The 21,640-nt window shown below is 74.4% G+C and carries 21 protein-coding genes; 12 read left to right on the forward strand and 9 right to left on the reverse strand.

The annotated features are described in order from the left end of the window. Window positions 1–672: 672 nt before the first annotated feature. Window positions 673–1,962: a tyrosine--tRNA ligase gene (gene tyrS / locus ABTW87_RS20200; protein ID WP_350652468.1), complete on the reverse strand. Its 1,290-nt coding sequence runs from the start codon at window positions 1,960–1,962 to the stop codon at window positions 673–675. Window positions 1,963–2,049: 87 nt separating this feature from the next. Here tyrS and ABTW87_RS20205 point away from each other — a divergent pair, with 87 nt between their 5' ends. Further along, window positions 2,050–2,445 carry a PaaI family thioesterase gene (locus ABTW87_RS20205; protein WP_350652376.1) on the forward strand — a complete coding sequence of 132 codons (396 nt, stop codon included), beginning with the start codon at window positions 2,050–2,052 and terminating at the stop codon, window positions 2,443–2,445. A gap of 70 nt (window positions 2,446–2,515) precedes the next feature. On the opposite strand, the gene ABTW87_RS20210 is transcribed toward ABTW87_RS20205, so the two are convergent. From ABTW87_RS20210 to ABTW87_RS20220, 3 genes are all read right to left on the reverse strand, one after another. Beyond that, window positions 2,516–3,820 carry a hemolysin family protein gene (locus ABTW87_RS20210; protein ID WP_350652377.1) on the reverse strand — a complete coding sequence of 435 codons (1,305 nt, stop codon included), beginning with the start codon at window positions 3,818–3,820 and terminating at the stop codon, window positions 2,516–2,518. 95 nt (window positions 3,821–3,915) lie between these two features. Then, the gene (locus tag ABTW87_RS20215; RefSeq protein WP_350652378.1) at window positions 3,916–4,539 is read right to left on the reverse strand and encodes a hypothetical protein; all 624 of its coding nucleotides are present in this window, start codon (window positions 4,537–4,539) and stop codon (window positions 3,916–3,918) included. After that, window positions 4,536–5,063 carry a GNAT family N-acetyltransferase gene (locus ABTW87_RS20220; protein WP_350652379.1) on the reverse strand — a complete coding sequence of 176 codons (528 nt, stop codon included), beginning with the start codon at window positions 5,061–5,063 and terminating at the stop codon, window positions 4,536–4,538. Before ABTW87_RS20220 ends, ABTW87_RS20215 begins: the two co-directional genes overlap by 4 nt. 195 nt (window positions 5,064–5,258) lie before the next feature. Here ABTW87_RS20220 and ppdK point away from each other — a divergent pair, with 195 nt between their 5' ends. The 5 genes from ppdK to ABTW87_RS20245 all read left to right on the forward strand — a co-directional run bounded on the left by ppdK (window position 5,259) and on the right by ABTW87_RS20245 (window position 11,403). Continuing rightward, a complete protein-coding gene (gene ppdK / locus ABTW87_RS20225; RefSeq protein ID WP_350652380.1) occupies window positions 5,259–7,919 on the forward strand; it encodes a pyruvate, phosphate dikinase in 2,661 nt (886 codons plus the stop codon). A gap of 14 nt (window positions 7,920–7,933) precedes the next feature. Continuing rightward, window positions 7,934–8,380: a hypothetical protein gene (locus ABTW87_RS20230; protein ID WP_350652381.1), complete on the forward strand. Its 447-nt coding sequence runs from the start codon at window positions 7,934–7,936 to the stop codon at window positions 8,378–8,380. A gap of 128 nt (window positions 8,381–8,508) precedes the next feature. Further along, on the forward strand, window positions 8,509–8,760 hold the full coding sequence (locus tag ABTW87_RS20235; protein WP_350652382.1) for a hypothetical protein: 252 nt from the start codon (window positions 8,509–8,511) through the stop codon (window positions 8,758–8,760). Window positions 8,761–8,812: 52 nt separating this feature from the next. Beyond that, entirely contained in the window at window positions 8,813–9,292 is a 480-nt protein-coding gene (locus ABTW87_RS20240) for a hypothetical protein (protein ID WP_350652383.1), read from the forward strand. Next, on the forward strand, window positions 9,289–11,403 hold the full coding sequence (locus ABTW87_RS20245; protein WP_350652384.1) for a M48 family metalloprotease: 2,115 nt from the start codon (window positions 9,289–9,291) through the stop codon (window positions 11,401–11,403). The genes ABTW87_RS20240 and ABTW87_RS20245 overlap by 4 nt, the downstream gene beginning before the upstream one ends. On the opposite strand, the gene ABTW87_RS20250 is transcribed toward ABTW87_RS20245, so the two are convergent. Continuing rightward, window positions 11,373–11,849, reverse strand: coding sequence for a Crp/Fnr family transcriptional regulator (locus ABTW87_RS20250; protein ID WP_350652385.1), 477 nt, complete (start codon window positions 11,847–11,849; stop codon window positions 11,373–11,375). The two genes, ABTW87_RS20245 and ABTW87_RS20250, sit on opposite strands and share 31 nt — an antisense overlap. Before the next feature lie 187 nt (window positions 11,850–12,036). On the opposite strand from ABTW87_RS20250, the gene ABTW87_RS30255 reads away from it, so the two are divergent. The 4 genes from ABTW87_RS30255 to ABTW87_RS20265 all read left to right on the forward strand — a co-directional run bounded on the left by ABTW87_RS30255 (window position 12,037) and on the right by ABTW87_RS20265 (window position 16,545). Further along, entirely contained in the window at window positions 12,037–12,861 is an 825-nt protein-coding gene (locus ABTW87_RS30255; protein WP_502891618.1) for an HAD-IC family P-type ATPase, read from the forward strand. Then, window positions 12,771–14,633, forward strand: a complete 1,863-nt coding sequence (locus tag ABTW87_RS20255; RefSeq protein WP_502891620.1) for a cation-translocating P-type ATPase — start codon at window positions 12,771–12,773, stop codon at window positions 14,631–14,633. The genes ABTW87_RS30255 and ABTW87_RS20255 overlap by 91 nt, the downstream gene beginning before the upstream one ends. 50 nt (window positions 14,634–14,683) lie before the next feature. Continuing rightward, entirely contained in the window at window positions 14,684–15,574 is an 891-nt protein-coding gene (locus tag ABTW87_RS20260) for a universal stress protein (RefSeq protein ID WP_350652386.1), read from the forward strand. Between the two features lie 131 nt (window positions 15,575–15,705). Then, window positions 15,706–16,545 (forward strand): universal stress protein, encoded by an 840-nt coding sequence (locus ABTW87_RS20265; protein WP_350652387.1) that lies wholly within the window; start codon window positions 15,706–15,708, stop codon window positions 16,543–16,545. A gap of 66 nt (window positions 16,546–16,611) precedes the next feature. Here the strand turns inward: ABTW87_RS20265 and ABTW87_RS20270 are convergent, their stop codons facing one another. The 4 genes from ABTW87_RS20270 to ABTW87_RS20285 form a co-directional block, all read right to left on the reverse strand. After that, the gene (locus tag ABTW87_RS20270) at window positions 16,612–17,238 is read right to left on the reverse strand and encodes an FMN reductase (protein ID WP_350652388.1); all 627 of its coding nucleotides are present in this window, start codon (window positions 17,236–17,238) and stop codon (window positions 16,612–16,614) included. Beyond that, complete coding sequence (locus ABTW87_RS20275) at window positions 17,235–18,323, reverse strand: LLM class flavin-dependent oxidoreductase (protein ID WP_350652389.1); 1,089 nt, start codon at window positions 18,321–18,323, stop codon at window positions 17,235–17,237. Before ABTW87_RS20275 ends, ABTW87_RS20270 begins: the two co-directional genes overlap by 4 nt. 110 nt (window positions 18,324–18,433) lie before the next feature. Next, window positions 18,434–19,459 (reverse strand): 1-aminocyclopropane-1-carboxylate deaminase, encoded by a 1,026-nt coding sequence (locus ABTW87_RS20280; protein ID WP_350652390.1) that lies wholly within the window; start codon window positions 19,457–19,459, stop codon window positions 18,434–18,436. Further along, complete coding sequence (locus ABTW87_RS20285; RefSeq protein WP_350652391.1) at window positions 19,456–20,121, reverse strand: GntR family transcriptional regulator; 666 nt, start codon at window positions 20,119–20,121, stop codon at window positions 19,456–19,458. Before ABTW87_RS20285 ends, ABTW87_RS20280 begins: the two co-directional genes overlap by 4 nt. Before the next feature lie 157 nt (window positions 20,122–20,278). Between ABTW87_RS20285 and ABTW87_RS20290 the strand changes: the two genes are divergently transcribed. Together ABTW87_RS20290 and ABTW87_RS20295 are read left to right on the forward strand one after the other, a co-directional pair. Beyond that, on the forward strand, window positions 20,279–20,809 hold the full coding sequence (locus ABTW87_RS20290; RefSeq protein WP_350652392.1) for a SigE family RNA polymerase sigma factor: 531 nt from the start codon (window positions 20,279–20,281) through the stop codon (window positions 20,807–20,809). Next, window positions 20,802–21,623 (forward strand): hypothetical protein, encoded by an 822-nt coding sequence (locus tag ABTW87_RS20295; RefSeq protein WP_350652393.1) that lies wholly within the window; start codon window positions 20,802–20,804, stop codon window positions 21,621–21,623. The genes ABTW87_RS20290 and ABTW87_RS20295 overlap by 8 nt, the downstream gene beginning before the upstream one ends. Window positions 21,624–21,640: the final 17 nt, after the last annotated feature.

The following is a 21,640-nucleotide window of genomic DNA, read 5'->3' on the forward strand; positions in this document are numbered from 1 at the left end:
CGTTCGTCCTGAGCCAGGATCAAACTCTCCAACAAAAACTTGGAAAACATGTCCCGACAACAAAAAGTGTTGCCAAAGGAATCCCAACCAGCCAAACCGCCACAGCGATCCAACCAGTCCGGGGTATAAAACAATTGGCACTGGCTTATCAAGCACCCTGTTGAGTTCTCAAAGAACAACCACACACCATCAGACAACCCACACCCGTGAGCCACCATCCGGGGCCATCAACCCACCCGACACTCTCGCGCCGAGCACTTTTACTACGTTACCCGGTGGTTTCTGCCGTGTCAAACCGCTCTGTCGTGCTTTGTCGTGCTTCGCACCATTTCCGGGCACCACAATTCGACCGACTTCGCGTCGTTCTCGTCGTGGTTTCGGCGGACCGGCCGCTGCGGTTTCCCGCGAGCGCGCCCGGCACCCTGCCGGTCGTCAACCATACCCGGTCGGCTCCGCCTCACCAAATCCGCCTGACGACGAACCCGGGGCACCGCCCGAACCGGACCGCACGAGTGAACAACCCGCCCGACCCGGAGGTCATTCCGGCGCTCCGGCCTCCAGGACTTACGCCCTGTTTCGTCCGTTCCGCGCTGGCAGAGGAAAAGTTACGCGTCCGGCGGAGTGATCGTCAAATCCGCCGGACGCGTCCCCGGTCACACTGTCGACGTACGCCTATTTTCGCAGCTCGACGCCCGCGAAGGCCCGCTTGCCGCGGCGCAGCACCAGGTACCGGCCGTGCAGCAGGTCCTCCGGCGTCACCACGGCGTCGGCGGAGGTCACCCGGTTGTTGTTGACGTAGGCGCCGCCCTCGGCGATCACCCGCCGGGCCTCCTTGTTGCTCGGCACCAGGCCGGACTCCTTCAGCAGCCCGACCACGTCGGGCAGCTCATCGACGTGGACCAGTCCGGCCTCGGTGAGGGCCGCCCGCAGGGTAGCCGGCGTCAGTTCCTCCAACGCGCCACGGCCGAAGAGAGCCTGGCTGGCGGCGACCACCTGGGCCATCTCCCGCTCCCCGTGCACGAGCGTGGTCAGCTCCTCGGCCAGGGCGCGCTGGGCGGCCCGGGCGGCCGGCCGCTCCGCGGTCTCCTTCTCCAGCGCCTCCAGCTCCTCCCGCGATCGGAAGCTGAAGTACCGCAGGTACCGGCTCACGTCCCGGTCGTCGACGTTGACCCAGAACTGGTAGAACGCGTACGGGCTGGTCATCTCCGGGTCGAGCCAGATCGCGCCGCCCTCGGTCTTGCCGAACTTCGTCCCGTCCGACTTGGTGACCAGCGGCGTGGTGAAGGCCTCCACCGGCCCGGCCCCCCGGCGGCGGATGTAGTCCACCCCCGCGGTGATGTTGCCCCACTGGTCGGAGCCGCCGAACTGCAGCTGGCAGCCGTGCCGGCGGTGCAGCTCGAAGAAGTCGTTGGCCTGCAGCAGCTGGTAGCTGAACTCGGTGAAACTGATGCCACTGTCCAGCCGGGCCTTGACGACCTCCCGCGCCAGCATCTTGTTGACCGGGAAGTGCTTTCCGACGTCACGCAGGAACTCCACCACCGACATCTCGGCAGTCCAGTCCAGGTTGTTCACCAGCTGCGCCGCGTTGGCGCCCTCGTACGACACGAAGGGCGCGAGCTGCTCCCGGATCCGGGCCACCCAGCCGGCGACCACCTCGGGCGGGTTGAGGGTGCGCTCGGCGCTCTCCTTCGGGTCACCGATCTGGCCCGTCGCACCACCCACCAGCAGCAGCGGCCGGTGGCCGGCGAGTTGCAGCCGCCGGGCGGTGGCAACCTGCATCAGGTGGCCGACGTGCAGGCTCGGCGCGGTCGGGTCGAAGCCCACATAGAAGGCGGCCGTCCCGGGGCCGTCGAGCAGCGCGCGCAGCTCGTCGAGGCCGGTGGAGTCCTGGATCAGGCCACGCCACCGCAGGTCGTCGAAGAGTGGTTCCCGCCCGGACGGCGGGAGGCTGGTGTCGGTCACGGTCACCGATTCTCCCCCATGGCGGGCCGGGCCCCGTACCGGGTTTGCCAGGCCGCTACGCTGGCCGCCTGCCGATCGACGAGGGGGATGAACGTGGACGAGCCGGACCTGACGGGTGGCTTCGTGGCGCTGCTGGGCCTGAAGTTCGACGAGGCGGGCGCGGACCGGGTGGTCATCCGCTGGCAGGTCCGGCCGGAGCTGCACCAGCCGTTCGGCATCCAGCACGGAGGCGTGTACTGCTCGGTGGTCGAGACGGCGGCCAGCGTCGGCGGCGCGCTGTGGCTGGGCGACCGCGGCCAGGTCGTCGGCGTGTCGAACCAGACCGACTTCCTGCGCGCGGTCCGCGAGGGCGAGCTGACCGCCGTCGGCACGCCGGTGCACCGGGGGCGCAGCCAGCAGTTGTGGCAGGTGGAGATCACCGACGCCGACGACCGCCTGGTCGCCCGCGGCCAGGTTCGCCTGCAGAACCTCAGCGCCACCTGACCACCCGGGCGAGGTGTTAACAAGGGGCCCTTTTAGTGCGGCAGGCGTTAAGAAGGGGCCCTTCCTTCGGTCAGCGGGCGGGAGCGGGGTTCGCGTCGCGGGCCGCTACGGTGGGGCGGAGCCGCACCTGGGTGATGGCCCGGTGCTCGATGCGGAGCACCTCCAGCTCCCACCCGTCGACCGTCACGCTCTCGCCGGCCACCGTCGGGATGTGCCCGAGGCCGGCGAGGACCAGGCCGGCGATCGTGGTGTAGTCGCCCCCGGGCCGGCCGGGCACCTCGACGCCGACGTCGGGCAGGTCGTGCACGGGGAACGTGCCGGGCAGCAGCATCGACCCGTCCGGCTCGGCGCGGACCGCGTGGACGTCCCGGTCGGTCTCGTCGTAGATCTCGCCGACGATCTCCTCGAGGATGTCCTCCAGGGTGACGATCCCGTCGACCGCGCCGCGCTCGTCGACCACAAGCGCGATGTGCTGCCGTTCGGCCTTGAACTGGCGCAGCGCGTCCACCACCGGCAGCGAGTCGGGCAGCAGCATCGGCGGGCGGGCGATGTCGTCGACCGGCCGGTCGTCGGGCACGCCGACCAGGTCGCGCAGGTGGATCACGCCGACCGCGTCGTCCAGGCCGCCGTGTCGGACCACCGGCGCCCGGGAGTGGCCGGTTGCGGCGAGGACCAGCCGGGCAGCCTCCGCGGTGGTGCCGCTGTCGAGCGTGAAGACCTGCAACCGGGGTACGAGCACCGCCTTGAGCTGCCGGTCGGCGATCTCCACCGCCCCGGCGATGATCATCCGTTGCTCCTTGGTGAAGCCGTGGTTGCCGGCCACGATGTCGCGCAGCTCGTCCGGGCCGATCTCGTCCGGCTCGTGCTTCGGATCGAGGCCGACCAGGCGTACCACCAGGTCACTGGTGGCACCGAGCGCCCAGACGGCCGGGCGGGTGAGGGCCGCCAGCACGTCCAGCGGGCGGGCCACCAGCAGCGCCCAGCGCTCGGCGGCCTGCATGGCGATGCGCTTCGGGGCCAGCTCGCCGAAGACCAGGGTGACGAAGGTAAGCGCCAGGGTGACCAGCACGATCGCGACCGTCTCGGCGGCGCCGCCCAGCGGGGCCAGCAGCGGCACCAGGGGCCGGGCCAGCGAGACCGCCGCGGCGGCCGAGGCCAGGAACCCGGCCAGGGTGATGCCGATCTGGATGGTCGCGAGGAAGCGGTTCGGGTCGCGGGCGAGGCGGGCAAGGGTCCGCCCGGCCCGGCTGGTGCGTTCCAAGCGCTGGATCTGGCTGTCCCGTAGCGACACCAGCGCCATCTCGCTGCCCGCGAAGAGCGCGTTCAGGACGACCAGGACTCCCACCAGGGCCAGTTGGCTCCCGTAGCTCTGCACCCCGCGCACTCCTCACGCGTCCGTCGCCGGCACCGCCCGGCGGGTGGCCCGCCGGCGTACGCGCATCTTGCCCCGCGGACGGCGGAGTGAATCCTCTACGTGGCGGCGGGAAGATCCAGCACGTACGCGTCGCCCTCGCGGCGGAAACCGAGGCGGTGGTAGTAGGGGGCGACCATGCCGGGCGGGCTGACGACCCGCCGGAATCCCCGGTCGGTGAACAGCCGGCTGCGCCGGTACACGAACTCGCCTGGCGTGAAGTCGCGGAACCGCCGGGTGACGTAGTCGAGGTCGACCTGGGCGACCCCGCCGGGCTCGGCGTGCGAGAGGACCACCCCGACCACCTCGTCGGCCTTCATCACCAGGAACGCCGACCGCTCACGGCCGGTCCGCCAGGTGAAGCCGGGGTTGAAGCGGGCGATGTCGGCTTCGTGCACACGCAGCGTGTGGGCCAGGAACTGGTCGTCGACGCCCACCTCGACCACTTCGTAGGTTGCCTCGTCGTGCCGGGTGGCAAGCATGCCGCGCAGGTACCAGACGTTGATGGCGGCCAGCACGACGTTGAGGCCGACCATCGGCCATACCTGCACCGCCGCGTTGTAGCCGATCAGGACCAGGCAGCCGATCAGGTTCAGCGCGCGCAGCCGGAGGATGCGGGTCTGCAGCAGCGACCAGACCAGCACCGCGGAGCCGGTCCAGCCGATCAGTTCCAGCCAGTTCACCCCGCGAGGGTAGTGCCCGCCCTGGTCAGGCCGGTGCCGGGGCCCGGACCGGACAGCTCGAGGATCCACTCCTCGACCTCGGCGCCGCGCCCGTGGGCGTACCCCCGGTCCTCGCCGGTGACGACGAAGCCGCACTTGCGGAGCACGGCGAGGGAGGCGCGGTTGTCCTTGGCGACGCGCGCGTGCACCGGCCGGAGCGGCACCTCGCCGAGCAGGGCGGCGAGCGCCGCGGTCGCATACCCCCGCCCCCAGCGGCGCGGATCGATCCAGTAGCTGACCTCGATGCGCCCGTCGGCCGGGAAGGCGTTCACGTGGCCGACCACCTCGCCGCCGACGAGCACCGTGCGCGACACCACGGCCCGGTCCGCCCGGACCCGGCGCCAGTGGGCGTCGAACGCGACGCGGTCGGCCGGGTCCACCGGGCCGAACGCCGCCATCCAGTTGGCCTCGGCGTCCAGCTGGTGGGCGAAGAACAGCGGGAGGTCGGCGTCGAGGACGGGGCGCAGGCGCAGGTCGTCGGTCATCGAGGTCGAGGATAGGGCGTGCCACCGACATCCCGGTCGTTCCGGCCGATCCCGCGGGGCCGGATCGGGACCTCTGGGCCGGATCGGGACCTCTGGCCCGGACCGGGTCCCGTCCGGCCCTGCCGGGGCCCCCGCGCCCGGGGCTACCAACGAAGGGGGACGACGCCCCGCGGGTGACGGAGGAGGCCGGCAGCCATGACGAGATTCGTCTACGACTTCATCGAGGGCGACCGGAGCAGGGCTGACCTGCTCGGCGGCAAGGGCGCGAACCTCGCCGAGATGACCCGGCTCGGGCTACCGGTGCCGCCCGGCTTCACGGTGAGCACCGACGCCTGCCGCGCGTACCTGGCCGACGGGCGCCCGCCGGTCGGCCTCTTCGACGAGGTGAACGCGCATCTGCGGGAGATCGAGGTACGGCTGGACCGGCAGCTCGGCGACCCGCACGACCCGCTGCTGCTGGCGGTCCGCTCCGGCGGGCGGTACTCGATGCCGGGCATGATGGAGACGATCCTCGATATCGGGCTCAACGACGCCACGGTGGCCGGGCTGGCCGCGCGTACCGGTGACGAGCGGTTCGCGTGGGACTCGTACCGGCGGTTGATCCAGATGTTCGGCCGGACCGTGCACGGGGTGCCCGCCGAGGAGTTCGAGCGTGAGCTGGCGGCGGTCCGCGCCGCGGCCGGGCCGGCCGGGCCGGACGCGGCGGCGCTGCGCGCGCTGGTCGACACCTACAAGAAGGTGTACGCCGCGCATGTCGGGCACGACTTCCCGCAGGCCCCGCACGAGCAGCTCTACCTGGCCATCCGCGCGGTCTTCGAGTCGTGGAACGCCGAGCGCGCGGTGCTCTACCGCCGGCGCGAGCACATCCCGGACGACCTCGGCACCGCGGTCAACATCATGGCGATGGTCTTCGGCAACCTGGGCCCGGACTCGGGCACCGGGGTGGCGTTCACCCGCGACCCGGCCAGCGGCGAGCCCGGCGTGTACGGCGACTACCTGGCCGACGCGCAGGGCGAGGACGTGGTGGCCGGCATCCGCAACACGGTGCCGCTGGCCGAGCTGGAGCGGATCGACGCGGCGAGCTTCACCGAGCTGATGCGGATCATGGGCGTCCTGGAGCGGCACTACCGCGACCTGTGCGACGTCGAGTTCACGATCGAGCGCGGCCGGCTGTGGATGTTGCAGACCCGGGTCGGCAAGCGCACCCCGGGCGCCGCGTTCGCGATCGCCGCCCAGTTGGTGGACGAAGGGCTGATCACCCTCGACGAGGCGCTGCACCGGGTCGACGGCGGGCAGCTGGCCCAGCTGATGTTCCCGGCGTTCGACGCCTCGGCGGCGCCGCCGCCGCTGACCACCGGGGTCGCCGCCTCGCCCGGCGCGGCCGTCGGCGCGATCGTCTTCGACTCCGCGGCGGCCGTCGCGGCGGACCGGCCGGTGATCCTGGTCCGGCAGGAGACCAACCCGGACGACCTGCCCGGGATGATCGCCGCGACCGGGGTGCTCACCGCGCGGGGCGGCAAGACGTCGCACGCCGCCGTGGTCGCCCGCGGCATGGGCCGGACCTGCGTCTGCGGGGCGGAGGAGCTGCGGATCGACGCGGAGCGCGGCGAGGTCGCCGTCGGCGGCCGGGTGCTCCGGTCCGGCGAGGTGATCTCCATCGACGGCACCACCGGCGCGGTGTACCCGGGCGCGGTGCCGGTCGCCCCCTCCCCCGTCGCCCGCTACCTCGCCGGCGAGCTGGCCCCGGAGACCGACCGGCTGGTCGCCGCCGTGGACCGGCTGCTGCGGCACGCCGACTCGGTGCGCCGGCTCGGTGTACGTGCCAACGCCGACACGGCCGCCGACGCCCGCCGGGCCCGCGCGTACGGGTCAGCGGGGATCGGGCTGTGCCGGACCGAGCACATGTTCCTCGGTGCGCGCCGGGAGCTGCTGGAGCGGCTGATCCTCGCCGACGACCCGACGAGCCGCGCCGCGGCCTTGGACGCGCTGCTGCCCGTCCAGCGCGCCGACTTCGTCGAGATCCTGGCCGCGATGGACGGGCTGCCGGTGACCGTCCGGCTGCTCGACCCGCCGCTGCACGAGTTCCTGCCCCCGTTGCACGAGCTGACCGCCCGGGTCGCCCGCGCGGAGGCGCTCGGCGAGGACCCGGGCCGCGACGGCGTGCTGCTGGCGGCCGTACGGCGGATGCACGAGGCGAACCCGATGCTGGGGCTGCGCGGGGTGCGGCTCGGCCTGGTCGTTCCCGGCCTGTTCGCCCTGCAGGTCCGGGCGCTCGCCGAGGCGGCCGCCCAGCGGGTCCGCGACGGTGGCGACCCGCGCCCGGAGATCATGGTGCCGCTCGTCGGCGACGTCCGGGAGCTGGCCGCCGTCCGGGCCGAGATCGAGGAGGTCCTCGCCGGTGTGCCGGGCGTATCGCCGATCCCGGTCGGCACGATGGTCGAGACGCCCCGGGCGGCGCTGACCGCCGGGCCGCTCGCGGCCGAGGCGCACTTCTTCTCCTTCGGCACCAACGACCTGACCCAGACCACCTGGGCGTTCTCCCGGGACGACGTGGAGGCGTCGTTCTTCGGGGCGTACCTGGAGCGCGGCATCCTGACCGTGTCCCCGTTCGAGACGGTCGACGCCGACGGGGTGGGCCGGCTGATCCGGCTCGCCGTGGCCGAGGGGCGGGCCGCCCGGCCGGACCTCACCGTCGGGGTGTGCGGCGAGCACGGCGGCGACCCGGCGTCGATCGGCTTCTTCGCCGAGGCCGGTCTGGACTACGTCTCCTGCTCGCCGTACCGGGTGCCGGTCGCCCGGCTGGCCGCCGGGCGGGCGGCGATCGACCCGACCGGCTCCGTGTCCGACTCCCGATGAAAGGGGCGCCCGCCATGACCGCGATCCTCAACCCCACCGGACCTGCCCCGTTCACCCCGCCGCCGCCGCGGCCGGCAGCCGCCGCGGCGGAGCACCCGGCGGCCGGCGTACCGGTCGGTCCGGTGCTGGACCTGCCGGGCGAGCCGGCGGCGGCGCTGGTGCCGGTGACCCGCGACGGCCGCCCGGTCGGCGCATTCGTCCTCTCCGGCGGGCGGGTGCGGTACCGCCCGGTGCTCGACCCGGACCGGCTGCTCGCCGCGACCGCCGGCGTGGTCGCGCTCGGCCTGGTCGCGGCCGGCACCGCGGCGGCGCTGCGCCGCCGGCCCCCGGCGATCGGCGCGGTGACGATGGGACCCGGCGGGTGGATCAGCCTCAAGGGCCGGCCGCTGCCGCCGCCGCGGGCGCCGCGTCCCTGGTGGGCGCGCCTGCTGCGGGCCCGCCGCCTGGTGGTCCAGCGCTGACCGGCACCCGCCGACGTGCAAGGAAGGGCCCCTTGTTAACGCCTCGCGTTGTACAAGGGGCCCTTCTTAACAGGCGGGCGAGCGTCGGTACGGGAGCGCGCCGGGCCCGGGGTCGCGAGAATGGTCGGATGGCGACGGGAGTACGACTCAGGTTGGCGCGCGTGCTCGGGGCCGGCGCGGGCGGCGCGGTGGCCGGCGGGGCGGGCGCGGTCGGCGCGGCGGCCCTCGGGGCGCTGGCCGTGGGAGCGGTGGCCGTGGGCGCCGTCGCGGTCGGCGCGTTGGCGGTCGGGCGGCTGACCGTCCGGCGGGCGGTGATCCGGGAGCTGCGGATCGGCCGGCTGGAGGTCGACGAGCTGGTGGTGCGCTCCCGCGACGGATAGTGGACAACGTCCACTGTGGCGAGCTCTGGTGCCGGTTGGCTACGAATGAGCCATGGTGCATCGATCCGCGACCGCTGAGCGCACTGCGGCGCTGGCCCGTACGGTGGTGGCCCGGCTCGCCCCGGAGGAGCTGCCCGCCTTCGACCTGCTGGCCCAGCCGTACCTGACCGGCACGGACACCTCGGCCGAGGGCGACCGGCTCGGGTTCGGCGTCGTGGAGGCGGTGACCACCGTGACCCCGGTGGTCACGCTGGTCTGCGCGGGGGTCGTGGGCGCGCTGCTGCGCGGCGCCGAGGGCGAGTTGGAGCAGCTCGGCGGTCGGGCCACGCGCGGGCTGTTCGGCGCGCTGCGCCGCCGCCCGGCGGTGACCGCCCCACCGCGCGTCGAATGGACCCGGGAACAGCTGGCGGAGGTACGTTCCGTGGCCGCCGGACGGGCGGCCGCGTTGGGTGTCGAGCCCGAGCTGGCCTCGGCGATCGCGGACGCGGTGGTCGGCGCGCTGCTGCTGGACGGTCCGGAGGCGCCGCAGTGAGCGGCGCGGGTGACCGGGTGGCCGCCACGGCACCGCCCGGCCGGGTGACCCGGGACGGCCGCCCAGCCGACACCGGCTTCCTGCTGCTGCCACTCGCGGCGCTGGTGTTCAGCACGGTGGTGCTGCTGGCCACCCTGTTCACGGCGACGCTGATCGTGCCGCCGGGCTGCGACCTGGGGGACGTGTTCGTACACCCCTGCACCACCATGGTCAACACTTTCCAGCTGACCTTCAACGCCATGCTCATCCCCGGCGCGGTCATGTTCCTATGGCTGTCGCGCTGGCACCGGCGGCGGACCCGGCCGCTGGACGAGTCGGTCTTCCCCGCGGCGGCCGACGTGATCGGCGCGGTGCTGGCGTCGGTACGGCTGCCCCGGCCGGTCGAGGTGGTGGTCGGTCCTCGGCTGGGCCGACGGGCGTTCACCGGCGGGACCGGCGCGAAACCGTACGTGGCGCTCGGGCCGGAGCTGCTGACTCTGCCCGCCAAGGGGCCGGCGGAACGGGAGATCTTCGCGGCGGTGCTGCGGCACGAGCTGGCGCACGTCCAGAACCTGGACCTGCTCCGTCTGCAGTTCGCCACTTCGCTGCGGATCAGCACCCGGGCGACGGCGCTGGCCACCGCGCTGCTCCTGGCGGCCCAGCAGGTCTGGGCGGCGGCGCCGCTGCCGGCCGGCACGGCAGCCGGGGTGTTCGTGCGGACCCTGCTGCTCGCCGCCGCAGCGGAGCTGGTCGTCCGGGCGTTCTTCCGGGCCCGGGAGCACGAGGCCGACCTGCGGGCCGCCGCCGGTGCGCCGGACGGCATGCGGGCCGCCCTGAGCGCCGGCCCGGAACGGCCGCGCGGGCTGCGGGAACGGTTGCTGGCCCGGCACCCGGCCGGGCCCGCCCGGCTCGCCGGTCTCGACGACGATCGGGGGGTGCTCGCCCTGCCGCCGGGGCAGGTTCTCGGGGCCGGCCTGTTCACCGCGGTCGCTCTCGCCAACCTGCAGACCCTCGTCGACGTGTTGATCCAGGTCGGGCTGATCGACCGGCCGCGGGCGGGCGACGTGCCCTGGACGCCGCTGCTGATCGTTGCGCTCGCCGCCGTGCCGGCCGCGGTCTTCCTGCCGCTCGGTGTCTGGCGGGACGCCCGCGCGCGGCGGCTCGGCGGCAGGCCCGACCGGTCCGCCCTGCTCGGAGCGGTCTTCGGCGGCGGGCTGCTCGCCGGGATCTTCCTGGCTCCGTACGGCGCGTTCTTCTACGACGTCGCGCCCTCGGGGCCGCCGCCGGCGACCGGCCTGATCGTCTGCGTCGCCGGTGCGGTGGCGCTGTGCTGGTGGCTCGGTGCGCTGGTGGACCGCGCCGTGCCGACGGGGCGGGCGCGGGCGGCCCTGCTTCCGGCCGCCGTGACCGTCGGGGTGGCGCTGCTCGTACTGATCTGGGAGAGCACCGGCTGGCTGGCCGCCCAGGGGTCCGGCTGCGCCTACTCACCGGTGGGATGCGGTTGGCCGGCCGCGCCGCGCATCGTGCTGGTCCTGCTCGGCGAGCCGTGGGCAACCGTGCCGCTGGCACTGGGCACGGCCACGCTGCTTGCGGTCGCGCTGCACCGCAACGGCGCCGGCGCGGTCACCCGGTGGTGGTTGGCCGGCGTCGTCACGGCGGGGGCCGGGCTGGTCGTCGTGCTGCCCCGACTGGCACCGGCCGACGCGCTGGGGCTCGGCGTCTGGGACTGGTTGTTCCGGCCACCTCCGGTGGCCGGATTCGCCGTGAGCCTCCAGGTGGCGCTGCTGGTGGCGGTGACGGTGGCGGTGCTGCTGCCCCGGCCGGTGGCCGGGCCGGCCGCCGGGGCCAGCGCCCTGCTGATTCTCGCCGTCGGGCTGGGGTGCTGGCTGCTCGAGCGGACCGGGGCCGCTCCGGCGCTGCGACCCGAGGAGTACCGGCCCGTCATCGGTCAGTACCTGGGCGCGGGGTACGCCCTGGTCCTGGTCGCCGTCATCGGCGTGCTCGGGGCGCGCAGCGGGCTGGGCCGGCCCCACCGGCGCTCGGCGGGTGGTACGGCGACGCCGCCACGAGCCGAGCCGCGGGCGGGTGTCAGCGGCGCCGGTCAGCCGGCCGACGGCAGCTCCGTCGGGTAGCCGTACAGGTCGAGCAGGCGGCCCCGGGCGGCCTGGAGGCGGTCCACCACCACGGCCATGAACCGGGTGGTCAGCTCCTTGCCCAGCGCGTCGTCGGTCTCGATCAACCGGCGGACGGCCGCGGCGGTGAACTCCACCGCGGTGCTGCGCTGGACGGCCACCGCCCCGAACTGCCAGCGGTACGGCGGGAACAGCCACGACCAGCCGAGGACGCCGCCGGCGCCGATGGACTCGATCGCGACCTCGCCCCGGCCGGGCACGGCCACGTCCAGCACCACCTCGCCTCCGCGTACCAGCCAGAACCGCTCGGCCGGCCGGTTGGCCGAGAACAGCCGCTGGCCGGGGTGCCACACGACCGGGCGGGCGTACGCGGCGAGGCGGGACAGCGACGCCTCGGGCATCCCGGCGAGAAACGGGTGTGCGCGCAGCACGTCGAGTGTGGTCATGGCACCCTCCCTGTCCCGGGTACGGTCCTCCACCCTGATGTCACCTGATGCGGCTCCGGCGCGGCAGGGCCGTTGGTCCCGGGTCGGGCGGGAGATCCGCCCCTGCCCGCCCCGGCGGGAACGACTCAGGCTGGACGTGGGACGGCGCGCCGGCGGGGCGGGCCCGGGCAGGACACGGAGGGCCACGGTGGCCGGCGGCGTACACACGATTACCGAACTCGCCCCGGCGCCGGTGCCGCCGACCGGGCTGACCTCGGCGGAGGCCGCCGCCCGGCGGCGCGCCGACGGACCCAACGCGGCAGCGGCGCCGCCGCGCCGGCACCTCGCCACCCGCGTGCTGCGCCAGCTCACCGACCCGCTCGTCGCGCTGCTGCTGGCCGCGGCGGTGGTCACCACGGTGCTGCGCGACTATCCGGACACCGCCGTGATCCTGCTGGTGGTGCTGGTCAACACCGTCATCGGCGTGGTCCAGGAGGTCCGAGCGGACCGGGCCATCGCCGCCCTGGACCAGCTCGCCGCGCCGACCGCGCGGGTGGTCCGGGACGGCCGCGACCTCGTCCTGCCGGCCACCGAGGTGGTGGTGGGCGATCTGGTCCGGATCGAGGCCGGTGACGTCGTCCCCGCCGACCTGCTGCTCACCGACACCGCCCGGCTCGCCGTGGACGAATCGGCGCTCACCGGCGAGTCGGTGCCGGTCAGCCGGGCCGCCGGCGAGGAGGCCAGCGCGGGTACGGTCGTGACCACCGGCCGCGCCACGGGGACGGTGACGCGCACCGGCGCCGCCAGCGCCCTGGGCCGGATCACCGCGCTGGTCGCCGCGACCCGGCCGGCCGCCACTCCCCTGCAGCGGCGGCTGGCCGCGCTCGGCCGGATACTCGGCTGGTTGCCGTGGTGCTCTCCGGCCTGGTGTTCGCCATCGGTGTGCTCGGCGGCCGGCCACTTGTGGACATGGCGGTCACCGCGGTCAGCCTGGTGGTGGCGGCGGTGCCGGAGTCCCTGCCCGCGGTGGTGACGCTGGCCCTGGCGCTCGGCGCCCGCCGGATGGCTGGTTCCCGGGCCATCCCCCGCCGGCTGCACGCCGTGGAGACGCTCGGCTCGGTGACCGTCATCGCCTCGGACAAGACCGGGACGCTCACCGAGGGCCGGATGGCCGTGCAGCACGCGGTCACCGCCGGGGGCTCCCGCTACGGGGTCACCGGCACCGGGTACGCGCCGCACGGCGCGGTGCACCACCGGGGCGAGCCGGTGCCCGTACCGGACGAGTTGCGCCGGCTGGCCCGGGCCGGGCTGCTGTGCAACGACGCGACACTGGCCGCGCCGACGGGCGAGCGGCCGGAGTGGACGGCGGTCGGCGACCCCCTCGAGGCGGCGCTGGTGGCGTTCGCCGCGCGCTGCGGGCTGGACCCGGAGGCCACCCGCACCGCCTGGCCACGGATCGCCGAGGCCCCGTTCGACCAGGACCTGCGCCGGATGACGACGGTCCACCGCGCCTGCGACGGCCGGCACCTGGTGGTCTGCAAGGGCGCGCCGGAGAATGTGCTGACCCGTCCCCTGGTCGACGCCACCGACGCGGAGATCGCCGAGCTGACCGCCGCCGCGCACCGGCTCGCCGCCGAGGGGCTGCGGGTGCTCGCGGTCGCCTCCGCGATCCTCGACGCTCCGCCGGACGACCCGGCCCAGCCGACCGGGCTGCTGCCGGCCGGACTGGTCGCGGTCGGCGATCCGCTGCGCGCGCGGGCCGCGGACATCGCCGGTGACCTCGACGCCGCCGGGGTCCGCCTGTTGCTCGTCACCGGGGACCACCCCGCCACCGCGGCGGCGATCGGCGGGCAGCTCGGGTTGTGGCGCGACGGCGACCCGCTCGCCCGCGGCGACGACGGCGACCTGGCCGGCGCGCACCCCGACACCCGGGTGTACGCGCGGACCCAGCCGGACCAGAAGCTTGACATCATCGCCGGACTGCAGGCCCGGGGGCACGTGGTGGCGATGACCGGTGACGGGGTCAACGACGCGCCGGCGCTGCGCCGGGCCGACATCGGCGTGGCGATGGGCGGCGGCACCGAGGTGGCGCGCCAGGCCGCCGACCTGGTGCTCGTCGACGACGACCTGGCCACCGTGGCGACCGCGATCGGCGAGGGCCGCCGAATATACGACAACATCCGCCGGTTCCTGCGGTACGCGCTCTCCGGCGGCGTCGCCGAGATCGCCGTGATGCTGCTCGGGCCGCTGTTCGGGCTGGCCGTGCCGCTGCTGCCGGCCCAGATCCTGTGGGTCAACCTGCTGACCCACGGCGTGCCCGGGGTGGCGCTCGGGGCCGAGCCGGCCGAGCCGGGCACGCTGCGGCGGGCTCCGCGCTCGCCGTCGGAGTCGGTGCTCGGTGCCGGGTTGGGCCGTGACGTGCTGGTCACCGGCGCGCTGATCGCGGCGGTGGTGCTCGGCGCCGGGGTGACCGCCGCGTGGGCCGACCGGCCGTGGCAGTCGGTGGTGTTCGTGGTGCTCGGCCTGGCCCAGCTCGGCGTGGCGCTCGCCGTCCGCGCGCCCCGCCCGCCCGGCGCCCGGCGCGGCAACATCGCCCTGCCGGTCGCGGTGGCCGTCTCGGCGCTGCTCCAGGTCGCCGGCGTGCTGCTGCCGCCGCTGCGCGAACTGCTCGGCACCGAGCCGCTGGGCGCCGTGGAGTTGCTCGCCTGCGCCGCGGTCAGCGTCCTGCCGGGCCTGCTCCTGCGCCTGACCCGGCGCCCCGCCGCAGGACCAATGGCCCGGGGCCGGCGGGACGAGCGCCCCTGAACGGAGGGACCTCGGTTTGGCAGGCTTGAGGTGAGCCGAAGGAGGACGTGATGACGATCAACACCGGTGCCCCCGTCGTGGTGGGTGTGGACGGTTCCGCCGCAGCCCTGGACGCGGTCCGCGTGGCGGCGCGGGAGGCGGAGTACCGGCAGCGTCCGCTGCGGGTGGTGCACGCCTTCATCTGGCCGTTGACCGGTGCCCCGCTCGGCCCGGCGGCCGGCGCCCCGGCCCACGCCGGCCTGCGCAACCAGGCCGAGCAGTACGTCACCGAGGCCGTCGAGCAGGCCCGCAAGGTCGCCCCCGACCTGCGGATCACCGGTGTCGTCGCCGACGGCGCACCGACTCCGGTGCTGGTTGACGAGGCCCGGGAGGCGGCACTGATGGTGCTCGGCCACCGGGGCCTGGGCGGCTTCGCCGGTCTCCTGCTCGGGTCGGTCACCGTGCAGGTCTCCGCCCGCGCCGAGTGCCCCGTGCTTGTCGTCCGCGGTGAGCCGCGCGCCGACGGCCCGGTCGTGGTGGGTGTGGACGGCTCGGAGCTGTCCAAGGAGGCGGTGGCCTTCGCGTTCGAGGAGGCGGCCCGCCGGGACGCCCCGCTGGTGGCGGTGCACGCCTGGCTCTACCCGACCCCGGTCGGCCCGGGCGACATCCTGCCCCTCGTGTACGACCTGGAAGCCTTCGAGGCGGAGGAGGAGCGGACGCTCGCCGAGTCGCTCGCCGGGTTCGCCGAGCGCTACCCGCAGGTGACGGTGCAGCCCCGTCTGGTCCGCGGCTCCCCGGCCCGGGTCCTGGTCGAGGAGTCGAGGCAGGCCCAGCTGGTGGTGGTCGGCGCGCACGGGCGCGGCGCGCTGGGCGGTCTGCTGCTGGGCTCGGTCAGCCACGCCGTCCTGCACCACGCGGACAGCCCGCTGGTCATCGTGCGGCACCCCCGTACCGCGAAGTGACCGTCACCGTCGCGCCGGCCGCCGCAGCGCGGCCGGCGCGACGACGCGCCGGAGCGATCGGAACGTGACCCGCCGGGCCGGCCGGGGCCGGCCCGGGCGACAATGGCCCGAACGAGTCCGGAGGGCAGCTGATGAACCGACCCGTCGTGGTGGGTGTGGACGGATCACCGTCAAGCCTGGTGGCGGCCGACCACGCCGCCCGCGCCGCCGTGCTGCGGTCGCGTCCGTTGCACCTCGTGCACGGCTACCTGCACGCGCTGGGGTACGGCGTGCCGATCAACCCGTACGAGCTGGGCATCCCCGAGCCGAGCGACGAGGCGGAGAAGATGCTGGAGCGGGTCGCCGCCGATCTTCTCGGCCGGTGGCCGGGGCTGGCCGTGGAGGCGCGGCAGGTCGCCGGTGGGCCGGGCGCCACGCTGGTCGAGGAGTCCCGCCGGGCGGAGCTGGTGGTGCTGGGCAGCCGGGGCCACGGCGGTTTCGCCGGGCTGCTGCTCGGCTCGGTCGGTACGCAGGTCACGGCACACGCTCACTGTCCGGTGCTTGTGGTGCGCCCGGCCGAGGAGCCGATCCCGGTCGACGGGCCGGTGCTGGTGGGCGTGGACGGGTCGGAGGCGGCGGAGCTGGCCGTCGGGCAGGCCGCCGACGAGGCCGCCCGCCGACGGGCCGAGCTGGTGCTGGTGCACGTCCGGGTGCCCGATGAGGACGCAGGCGGCACGGCGGCGTTGCTCGACACCGCCGCCGCGGCCGCCGGCGGCAGCCATCCCGGGCTGGCCGTCACGACCCGCGAGCTGCACGCCGACAAGCCCGAGGCGGCACTCATCGACGCGAGCCGCGACGGCGCCCTGGTGGTCGTGGGTACCCGCGGGCGGGGCGGGTTCGCCGGCATGTTGCTCGGTTCGGTCAGCCAGTCCCTGGTGCAGCACGCCCACTGCCCGGTGCTGGTGGCGCACCCGTACGGCCACGCCCGCTGAGCCGACCGGGCAGCCGCCGGACGTGCGGCCCGGGCCCGGGGCCGCGCCGGCCCCGGACGACCCGGGTCAGGAGTCGCGCAGGCCGCCGAGGAGGTCCTCGAAGCTGCCGGTGAGCGCGAACGGGTCGGCCGGCCCGGTCGACGCCGGACGTCGGCGTACCTGCTCGGCCAGCTCGGCGCCGGCCCGTTCGATGCGCCGGCGCAGGGCACCGTCGGCGGTGCCGCCGGACCAGTCCTCGGGGGCGGCGAACACGGCCGTGGGCACGACGACCGCCCGCAGGTACGCGAACATCGGCCGCAGCGCGTGCTCCAGGGCCAGCGAGTGCCGTGCGGTGCCGCCGGTGGCGGCGACCAGCACCGGCCGGTCGGTGAGCGCGTCCGCGTCGATCAGGTCGAAGAACGACTTGAACAGCCCGTTGTACGACGCGTTGAAGATCGGCGTCACGGCGATCAGCCCGTCGGCGCCGGTGACCGTGTCCAGCACCTCGCGCAGGGCCGGCGACGGGAAGCCGGTCAGCAGGTGGTTGACGATGTCGTGGGCGTGCTCGCGCAGCTCGACGGCGCGCACCTCGACGGTTTCGCCGTGCCGGGCCAGCTCGTCGCGGGTGGCTGCGGCGATCTGGTCGGCGAGCAGCCGGGTCGACGACGGCTGGCTGAGGCCGGCGGACACCACGGCGAGGCTGCGGGCGCTCATGCCGGCGCTCCGCCGCCCGCGGCGGCGAGCAGCGAGGCGTGCGTGGGCGCGTCCGGCACGTGCGCCGGCCGCACCGACTCGAACTCCTTGCGCAGCACCGGCACGACCTCCTCGCCGAGCAGGTCGAGCTGCTCCAGGACGGTCTTCAGGGGCAGGCCGGCGTGGTCGATCAGGAACAGCTGCCGCTGGTAGTCGCCGACGTAGTCGCGGAAGGTCAGCGTGCGGTCGATGATCTGCTGCGGGCTGCCGACGGTCAGCGGGGTCTGCTCGGTGAACTCCTCAAGCGACGGCCCGTGCCCGTAGACGGGGGCGTTGTCGAAGTACGGCCGGAACTCCCGCACCGCGTCCTGGGAGTTCTTCCGCATGAACACCTGCCCGCCGAGGCCGACGATGGCCTGGTCGGCGGAGCCGTGGCCGTGGTGCTCGAACCGCTGCCGGTACAGCCCCACCATCCGCTGGGTGTGCTCCCTGGGCCAGAAGATGTGGTTGGCGAAGAAGCCGTCGCCGTAGTACGCGGCCTGTTCGGCGATCTGCGGGCTGCGGATCGAACCGTGCCACACGAACGGCGGTACGCCGTCGAGCGGGCGCGGCGTCGAGGTGAACGACTGCAGGGGCGTACGGAACCGGCCGGACCAGTCGACCACGTCCTCGCGCCACAGCCGGCGCAGCAGGTCGTAGTTCTCGATGGTCAGCGGGATGCCGTTGCGGATGTCCTGGCCGAACCACGGGTACACCGGGCCGGTGTTGCCGCGCCCCAGCATCAGGTCCACCCGGCCGTCGGCGAGGTGCTGGAGCATCGCGTAGTCCTCGGCGATCTTCACCGGGTCGTTGGTGGTGATCAGCGTGGTCGCGGTGGACAGCACCAGCCGGGACGTGCGGGCGGCGATGTAGCCCAGCATGGTGGTGGGCGACGACGGCACGAACGGTGGGTTGTGGTGCTCGCCGGTGGCGAAGACGTCGAGACCGACCTCCTCGGCCTTGAGCGCGATCGTGACCATGGCCTTGATCCGCTCCCGCTCCGTCGGCTCCCGACCGTTTGTCGGGTCGACCGTGACGTCGCCGACGGTGAAGACCCCGAACTGCATGACCGGCTCCTCGTGTACGGCCTGGATCTCGGTGATCCCGGACGCTCCGCACAACATATTTGACGAGTCAACTATTCCGCCAGCCGGTACCGCGTCGGACGGGGACCGGGTCAGGAGAACAGGGCGCTGTAGCCGTTGAGGGCGGGCTGGCCGCCGAGGTGCGCGTAGAGCACCGTCGAGTCCCGGCCGATCTCACCGGTGGTGACCAGGTCGATCAGCCCGGCCATCGACTTGCCCTCGTACACCGGGTCGGTGATCATCCCCTCCGTGCGCGCGGCCGTGCGCATCGCGTCGAGCGTCCGCTCGTCCGGGATGCCGTACGTACCGGCGTGGTAGCGGTCGTCGAGGACGATCTCGTCGTCCGACAATGGCCGGTCGACCCCGATGAGCGCGGCGGTGTCCCGGGCGATCCGGGCCACCTGGTCCCAGGTCTGCCTCGGCTTGGCGGAGCCGTCGACGCCGACCACCCGGCGGGGCCGCCCGCCGGCCGCCTCCAGCGCCGCGAAGCCGGCCACCATGCCGGCCTGGGTGCTGCCGGTCACCGAGCAGACGACGATCGCGTCGAAGAAGACCCCCAGCTCGCGTTCCTGCTCGGCCACCTCGTACGCCCACCGGGCGAAGCCGAGACCGCCGAGCCGGTGGTCGGAGGCGCCGGCCGGGATCGCGTACGGCTTGCCGCCGGCCTCCTCGATCTCCCGCAGCGCCGCCTGCCAGCTCTCCTTGAAGCCGATGCCGAAACCCGCCCGCACCAGCCGCACGTCCGCTCCGGCCAGGCGGGACAGCAGGATGTTGCCGACCTTGTCGTACACGGCGTCGGGCCAGTCCACCCAGCTCTCCTGAACCAGGACGCAGCGCAGGCCCGCCCGGGCCGCCACCGCGGCGACCTGCCGGGTGTGGTTGGACTGCACCCCGCCGATCGACACCAGCGTGTCGCAGCCCTGCGCGAGCGCGTCGGCGACCAGGTACTCCAGCTTGCGGGTCTTGTTGCCGCCGTACGCGATGCCGGAGTTGCAGTCCTCCCGCTTCGCCCAGACCCGGGCGCCGCCGAGGTGCGCGGTGAGCCGCTCCAGCGGGTGCACGGGCGAGGGGCCGAACAGCAGCGGGTACCGGGGGAAGGAGTCGAGTGCGGGGGTCATGGCGTCTCCTCGGGGATGGCGTCGGCCGGCAGGATGTCGTCGAGGCCGGACCAGATGGTGGCGGTGATCTCGGCGGCGGCCTCGGCGTCGCCGGCCGCGCAGGCCTCGATCAGTGCCTCGTGCCGGCGGATCGACCCCTCCCCCGGCACGCTTGCGAACCGCTGCCGCTCGAGCCGGCGGATCAGCGGCGTGTAGCGCTCGATCGTGGCGGCGACCGCCCGGTTGCCGCCGGCCCGCACGAGCACGTCGTGCAGCCGGTCGTCGGCGGTCAGCGCGCGCTCCACGTCGCGGGAGCGCACGGCGCGGGCGAACTCGGCGTTGGCCGCGCGCATCACGGCCAGGTCCTCCGGGCGCAGCCGGCGCACCGCCGACCGCGCCGCCACCTCGTGCATCGCCCGCACCACGACCAGCGCGTCGCGGACGTCGCGCAGGATCAGCGGTGTCACCCGGGTGTGGCTCTGCGGCTTGGACTCGACAAGCCCCTCGTCGACGAGCCGGGCGAGGGCGTCGCGGACCGGCGCCCGGGAGAAGCCCAGCTGTTCGGCGAGGTCCCGGTCGCGCACGACCTGGCCGGGCGCGAGCGTCCCGGCGACGATCGCGGCCCGGATGGCGGCGTACGCCTGGTCGCGCAGCAGCGTCCGGCCCAACGGCTTGAGATCCACAACTGACATGTTAGATGTCAATTAGGGACCGGCCAAGTCCTCGCGGACTCTTGTGCGAACCGCTGCAACCGCCGCGCCGGGCCGGGCGTCATGGGTGGTGTCACGCCGACCACGCCCGCCGGCCCGGCCCCTACCGGCCGAGACGGGAAAGGAAAACATGCCGGACACCGACACCGCCGTACCAGCGACGGAGGACCCCCAGGGCTCCTTCGACGCCTTCTACCGCGCGACCCGGCAGCGGCTCTTCGCGTTCCTCTACGCCCTGACCGGCAACGCCGCGGAGGCCCAGGACGTGCTGCACGAGGCGTACGCCCGGGCCTGGCAGCGGTGGTCGACGGTGCGCGACTGCGACTCGCCGGAGGCGTGGATGCGTACCGTGTCCCGGCGGATCGCGGTGAGCCGGTGGCGACGGGCCCGCAACGCGGTCTTCGCCCACCGGCGGGCCGGCCCGCCGGACGACGTGCCCGGACCGAACCCCGACAACGTCGCCCTCGTCGCCGCGCTCGCCCGGCTGCCGGTCGAGCAACGCACCGCCATCGTGCTGCACCACCTCTGCGACCTGCCGGTCGCGGCCGTCGCCCGGGAGACCGAGGCGCCCGAAGGCACCGTCAAGGCCCGGCTCGCGCGCGGGCGACGCGCGCTCGCCGACCTGCTCAGCATCGACCTTCCGGAGGAGTCCCGTGTCTGACCAGCTCAATGGGCTCTTCGCCGACGTACGCGGCGTGCTGCCCCCGGCCGAGTTCGCGCCGCCCGAGCAGGTACGCCGGCGCGGCCGGCAGCGCACCCGACGCACCGCGATCGGGGCCGGAGCCGGCGTGCTCGCCGTCACGACCGCGGCCGTCGGCCTCGGCGCGGGCCTGCCGTCGCCGCCCGACAGCGTGGCACCGCCCGGCGGACCGACCCCGACCGCCACGGCCCCGAGCCCGACCGTCACGGCGCCCGCCCCGACCGCCAGTCCGACCCCGTCGGCCTCCGCGCGCACCCCCGCCGCCCGGCTGCTCCAGCCGGACGACCTCGGCCCCGGCAGCTGGCAGCGCTTCGAGGCGGAGCAGATCGACAACCCGGACCAGTGGTTCTGGGGCTTCTGGGACGGCCTCTGCCCGGCGTACGAGACCGGCGCGTTCCCCTCCCTGCGCTACCAGGACCGGATCGACACCGCCGCCTACCGGACCGGACCGGACAACAGCGCCTTCCAGATCCTCGAGAACTATCCCGGCTGGGCCGAGCAGAACCTGGACGACGTGCGCGCGGTCATCGACCAATGCGGGGAACCCTCGGTGAACACGCCGGACCTGCGGGTGTCGGTGGTGGGCAGCGGGGTCGCCGGCGACGAGTCGCTGCTGGTCCGCCAGGAGCAGACGCCGGCGGACGGCAGCGAACCGGTGATCACCTACATCGCCGTCGTCCGGATCGGGGACAACGTGACCACGGTCCGGGCGTACCCCTCGGACCCGGACCGGGTGCGCGACCTCGCCAAGCGGGCCGCCGCCCGCCTCCGCTGAACGGCGGCGTCCACGAT

Origin of the sequence: Micromonospora sp. NPDC126480, from assembly GCF_040302465.1 — a bacterium.
GTDB lineage: Bacteria > Actinomycetota > Actinomycetes > Mycobacteriales > Micromonosporaceae > Micromonospora.

Coding starts and splice junctions, on each gene's coding strand:
- ABTW87_RS20260 (WP_350652386.1), top strand. CDS start 14,684: ATGACGATCAACACCGGTGCCCCCGTCGTGGTGGGTGTGGACGGTTCC.
- ABTW87_RS20280 (WP_350652390.1), bottom strand. CDS start 19,459: ATGACCCCCGCACTCGACTCCTTCCCCCGGTACCCGCTGCTGTTCGGC.
- ABTW87_RS20220 (WP_350652379.1), bottom strand. CDS start 5,063: ATGACCGACGACCTGCGCCTGCGCCCCGTCCTCGACGCCGACCTCCCG.
- ABTW87_RS20290 (WP_350652392.1), top strand. CDS start 20,279: ATGCCGGACACCGACACCGCCGTACCAGCGACGGAGGACCCCCAGGGC.
- ABTW87_RS20270 (WP_350652388.1), bottom strand. CDS start 17,238: ATGAGCGCCCGCAGCCTCGCCGTGGTGTCCGCCGGCCTCAGCCAGCCG.
- ABTW87_RS20205 (WP_350652376.1), top strand. CDS start 2,050: ATGAACGTGGACGAGCCGGACCTGACGGGTGGCTTCGTGGCGCTGCTG.
- ABTW87_RS20230 (WP_350652381.1), top strand. CDS start 7,934: ATGACCGCGATCCTCAACCCCACCGGACCTGCCCCGTTCACCCCGCCG.
- ABTW87_RS20275 (WP_350652389.1), bottom strand. CDS start 18,323: ATGCAGTTCGGGGTCTTCACCGTCGGCGACGTCACGGTCGACCCGACA.
- ABTW87_RS20240 (WP_350652383.1), top strand. CDS start 8,813: ATGGTGCATCGATCCGCGACCGCTGAGCGCACTGCGGCGCTGGCCCGT.
- ABTW87_RS20235 (WP_350652382.1), top strand. CDS start 8,509: ATGGCGACGGGAGTACGACTCAGGTTGGCGCGCGTGCTCGGGGCCGGC.
- ppdK (WP_350652380.1), top strand. CDS start 5,259: ATGACGAGATTCGTCTACGACTTCATCGAGGGCGACCGGAGCAGGGCT.
- ABTW87_RS20250 (WP_350652385.1), bottom strand. CDS start 11,849: ATGACCACACTCGACGTGCTGCGCGCACACCCGTTTCTCGCCGGGATG.
- ABTW87_RS20265 (WP_350652387.1), top strand. CDS start 15,706: ATGAACCGACCCGTCGTGGTGGGTGTGGACGGATCACCGTCAAGCCTG.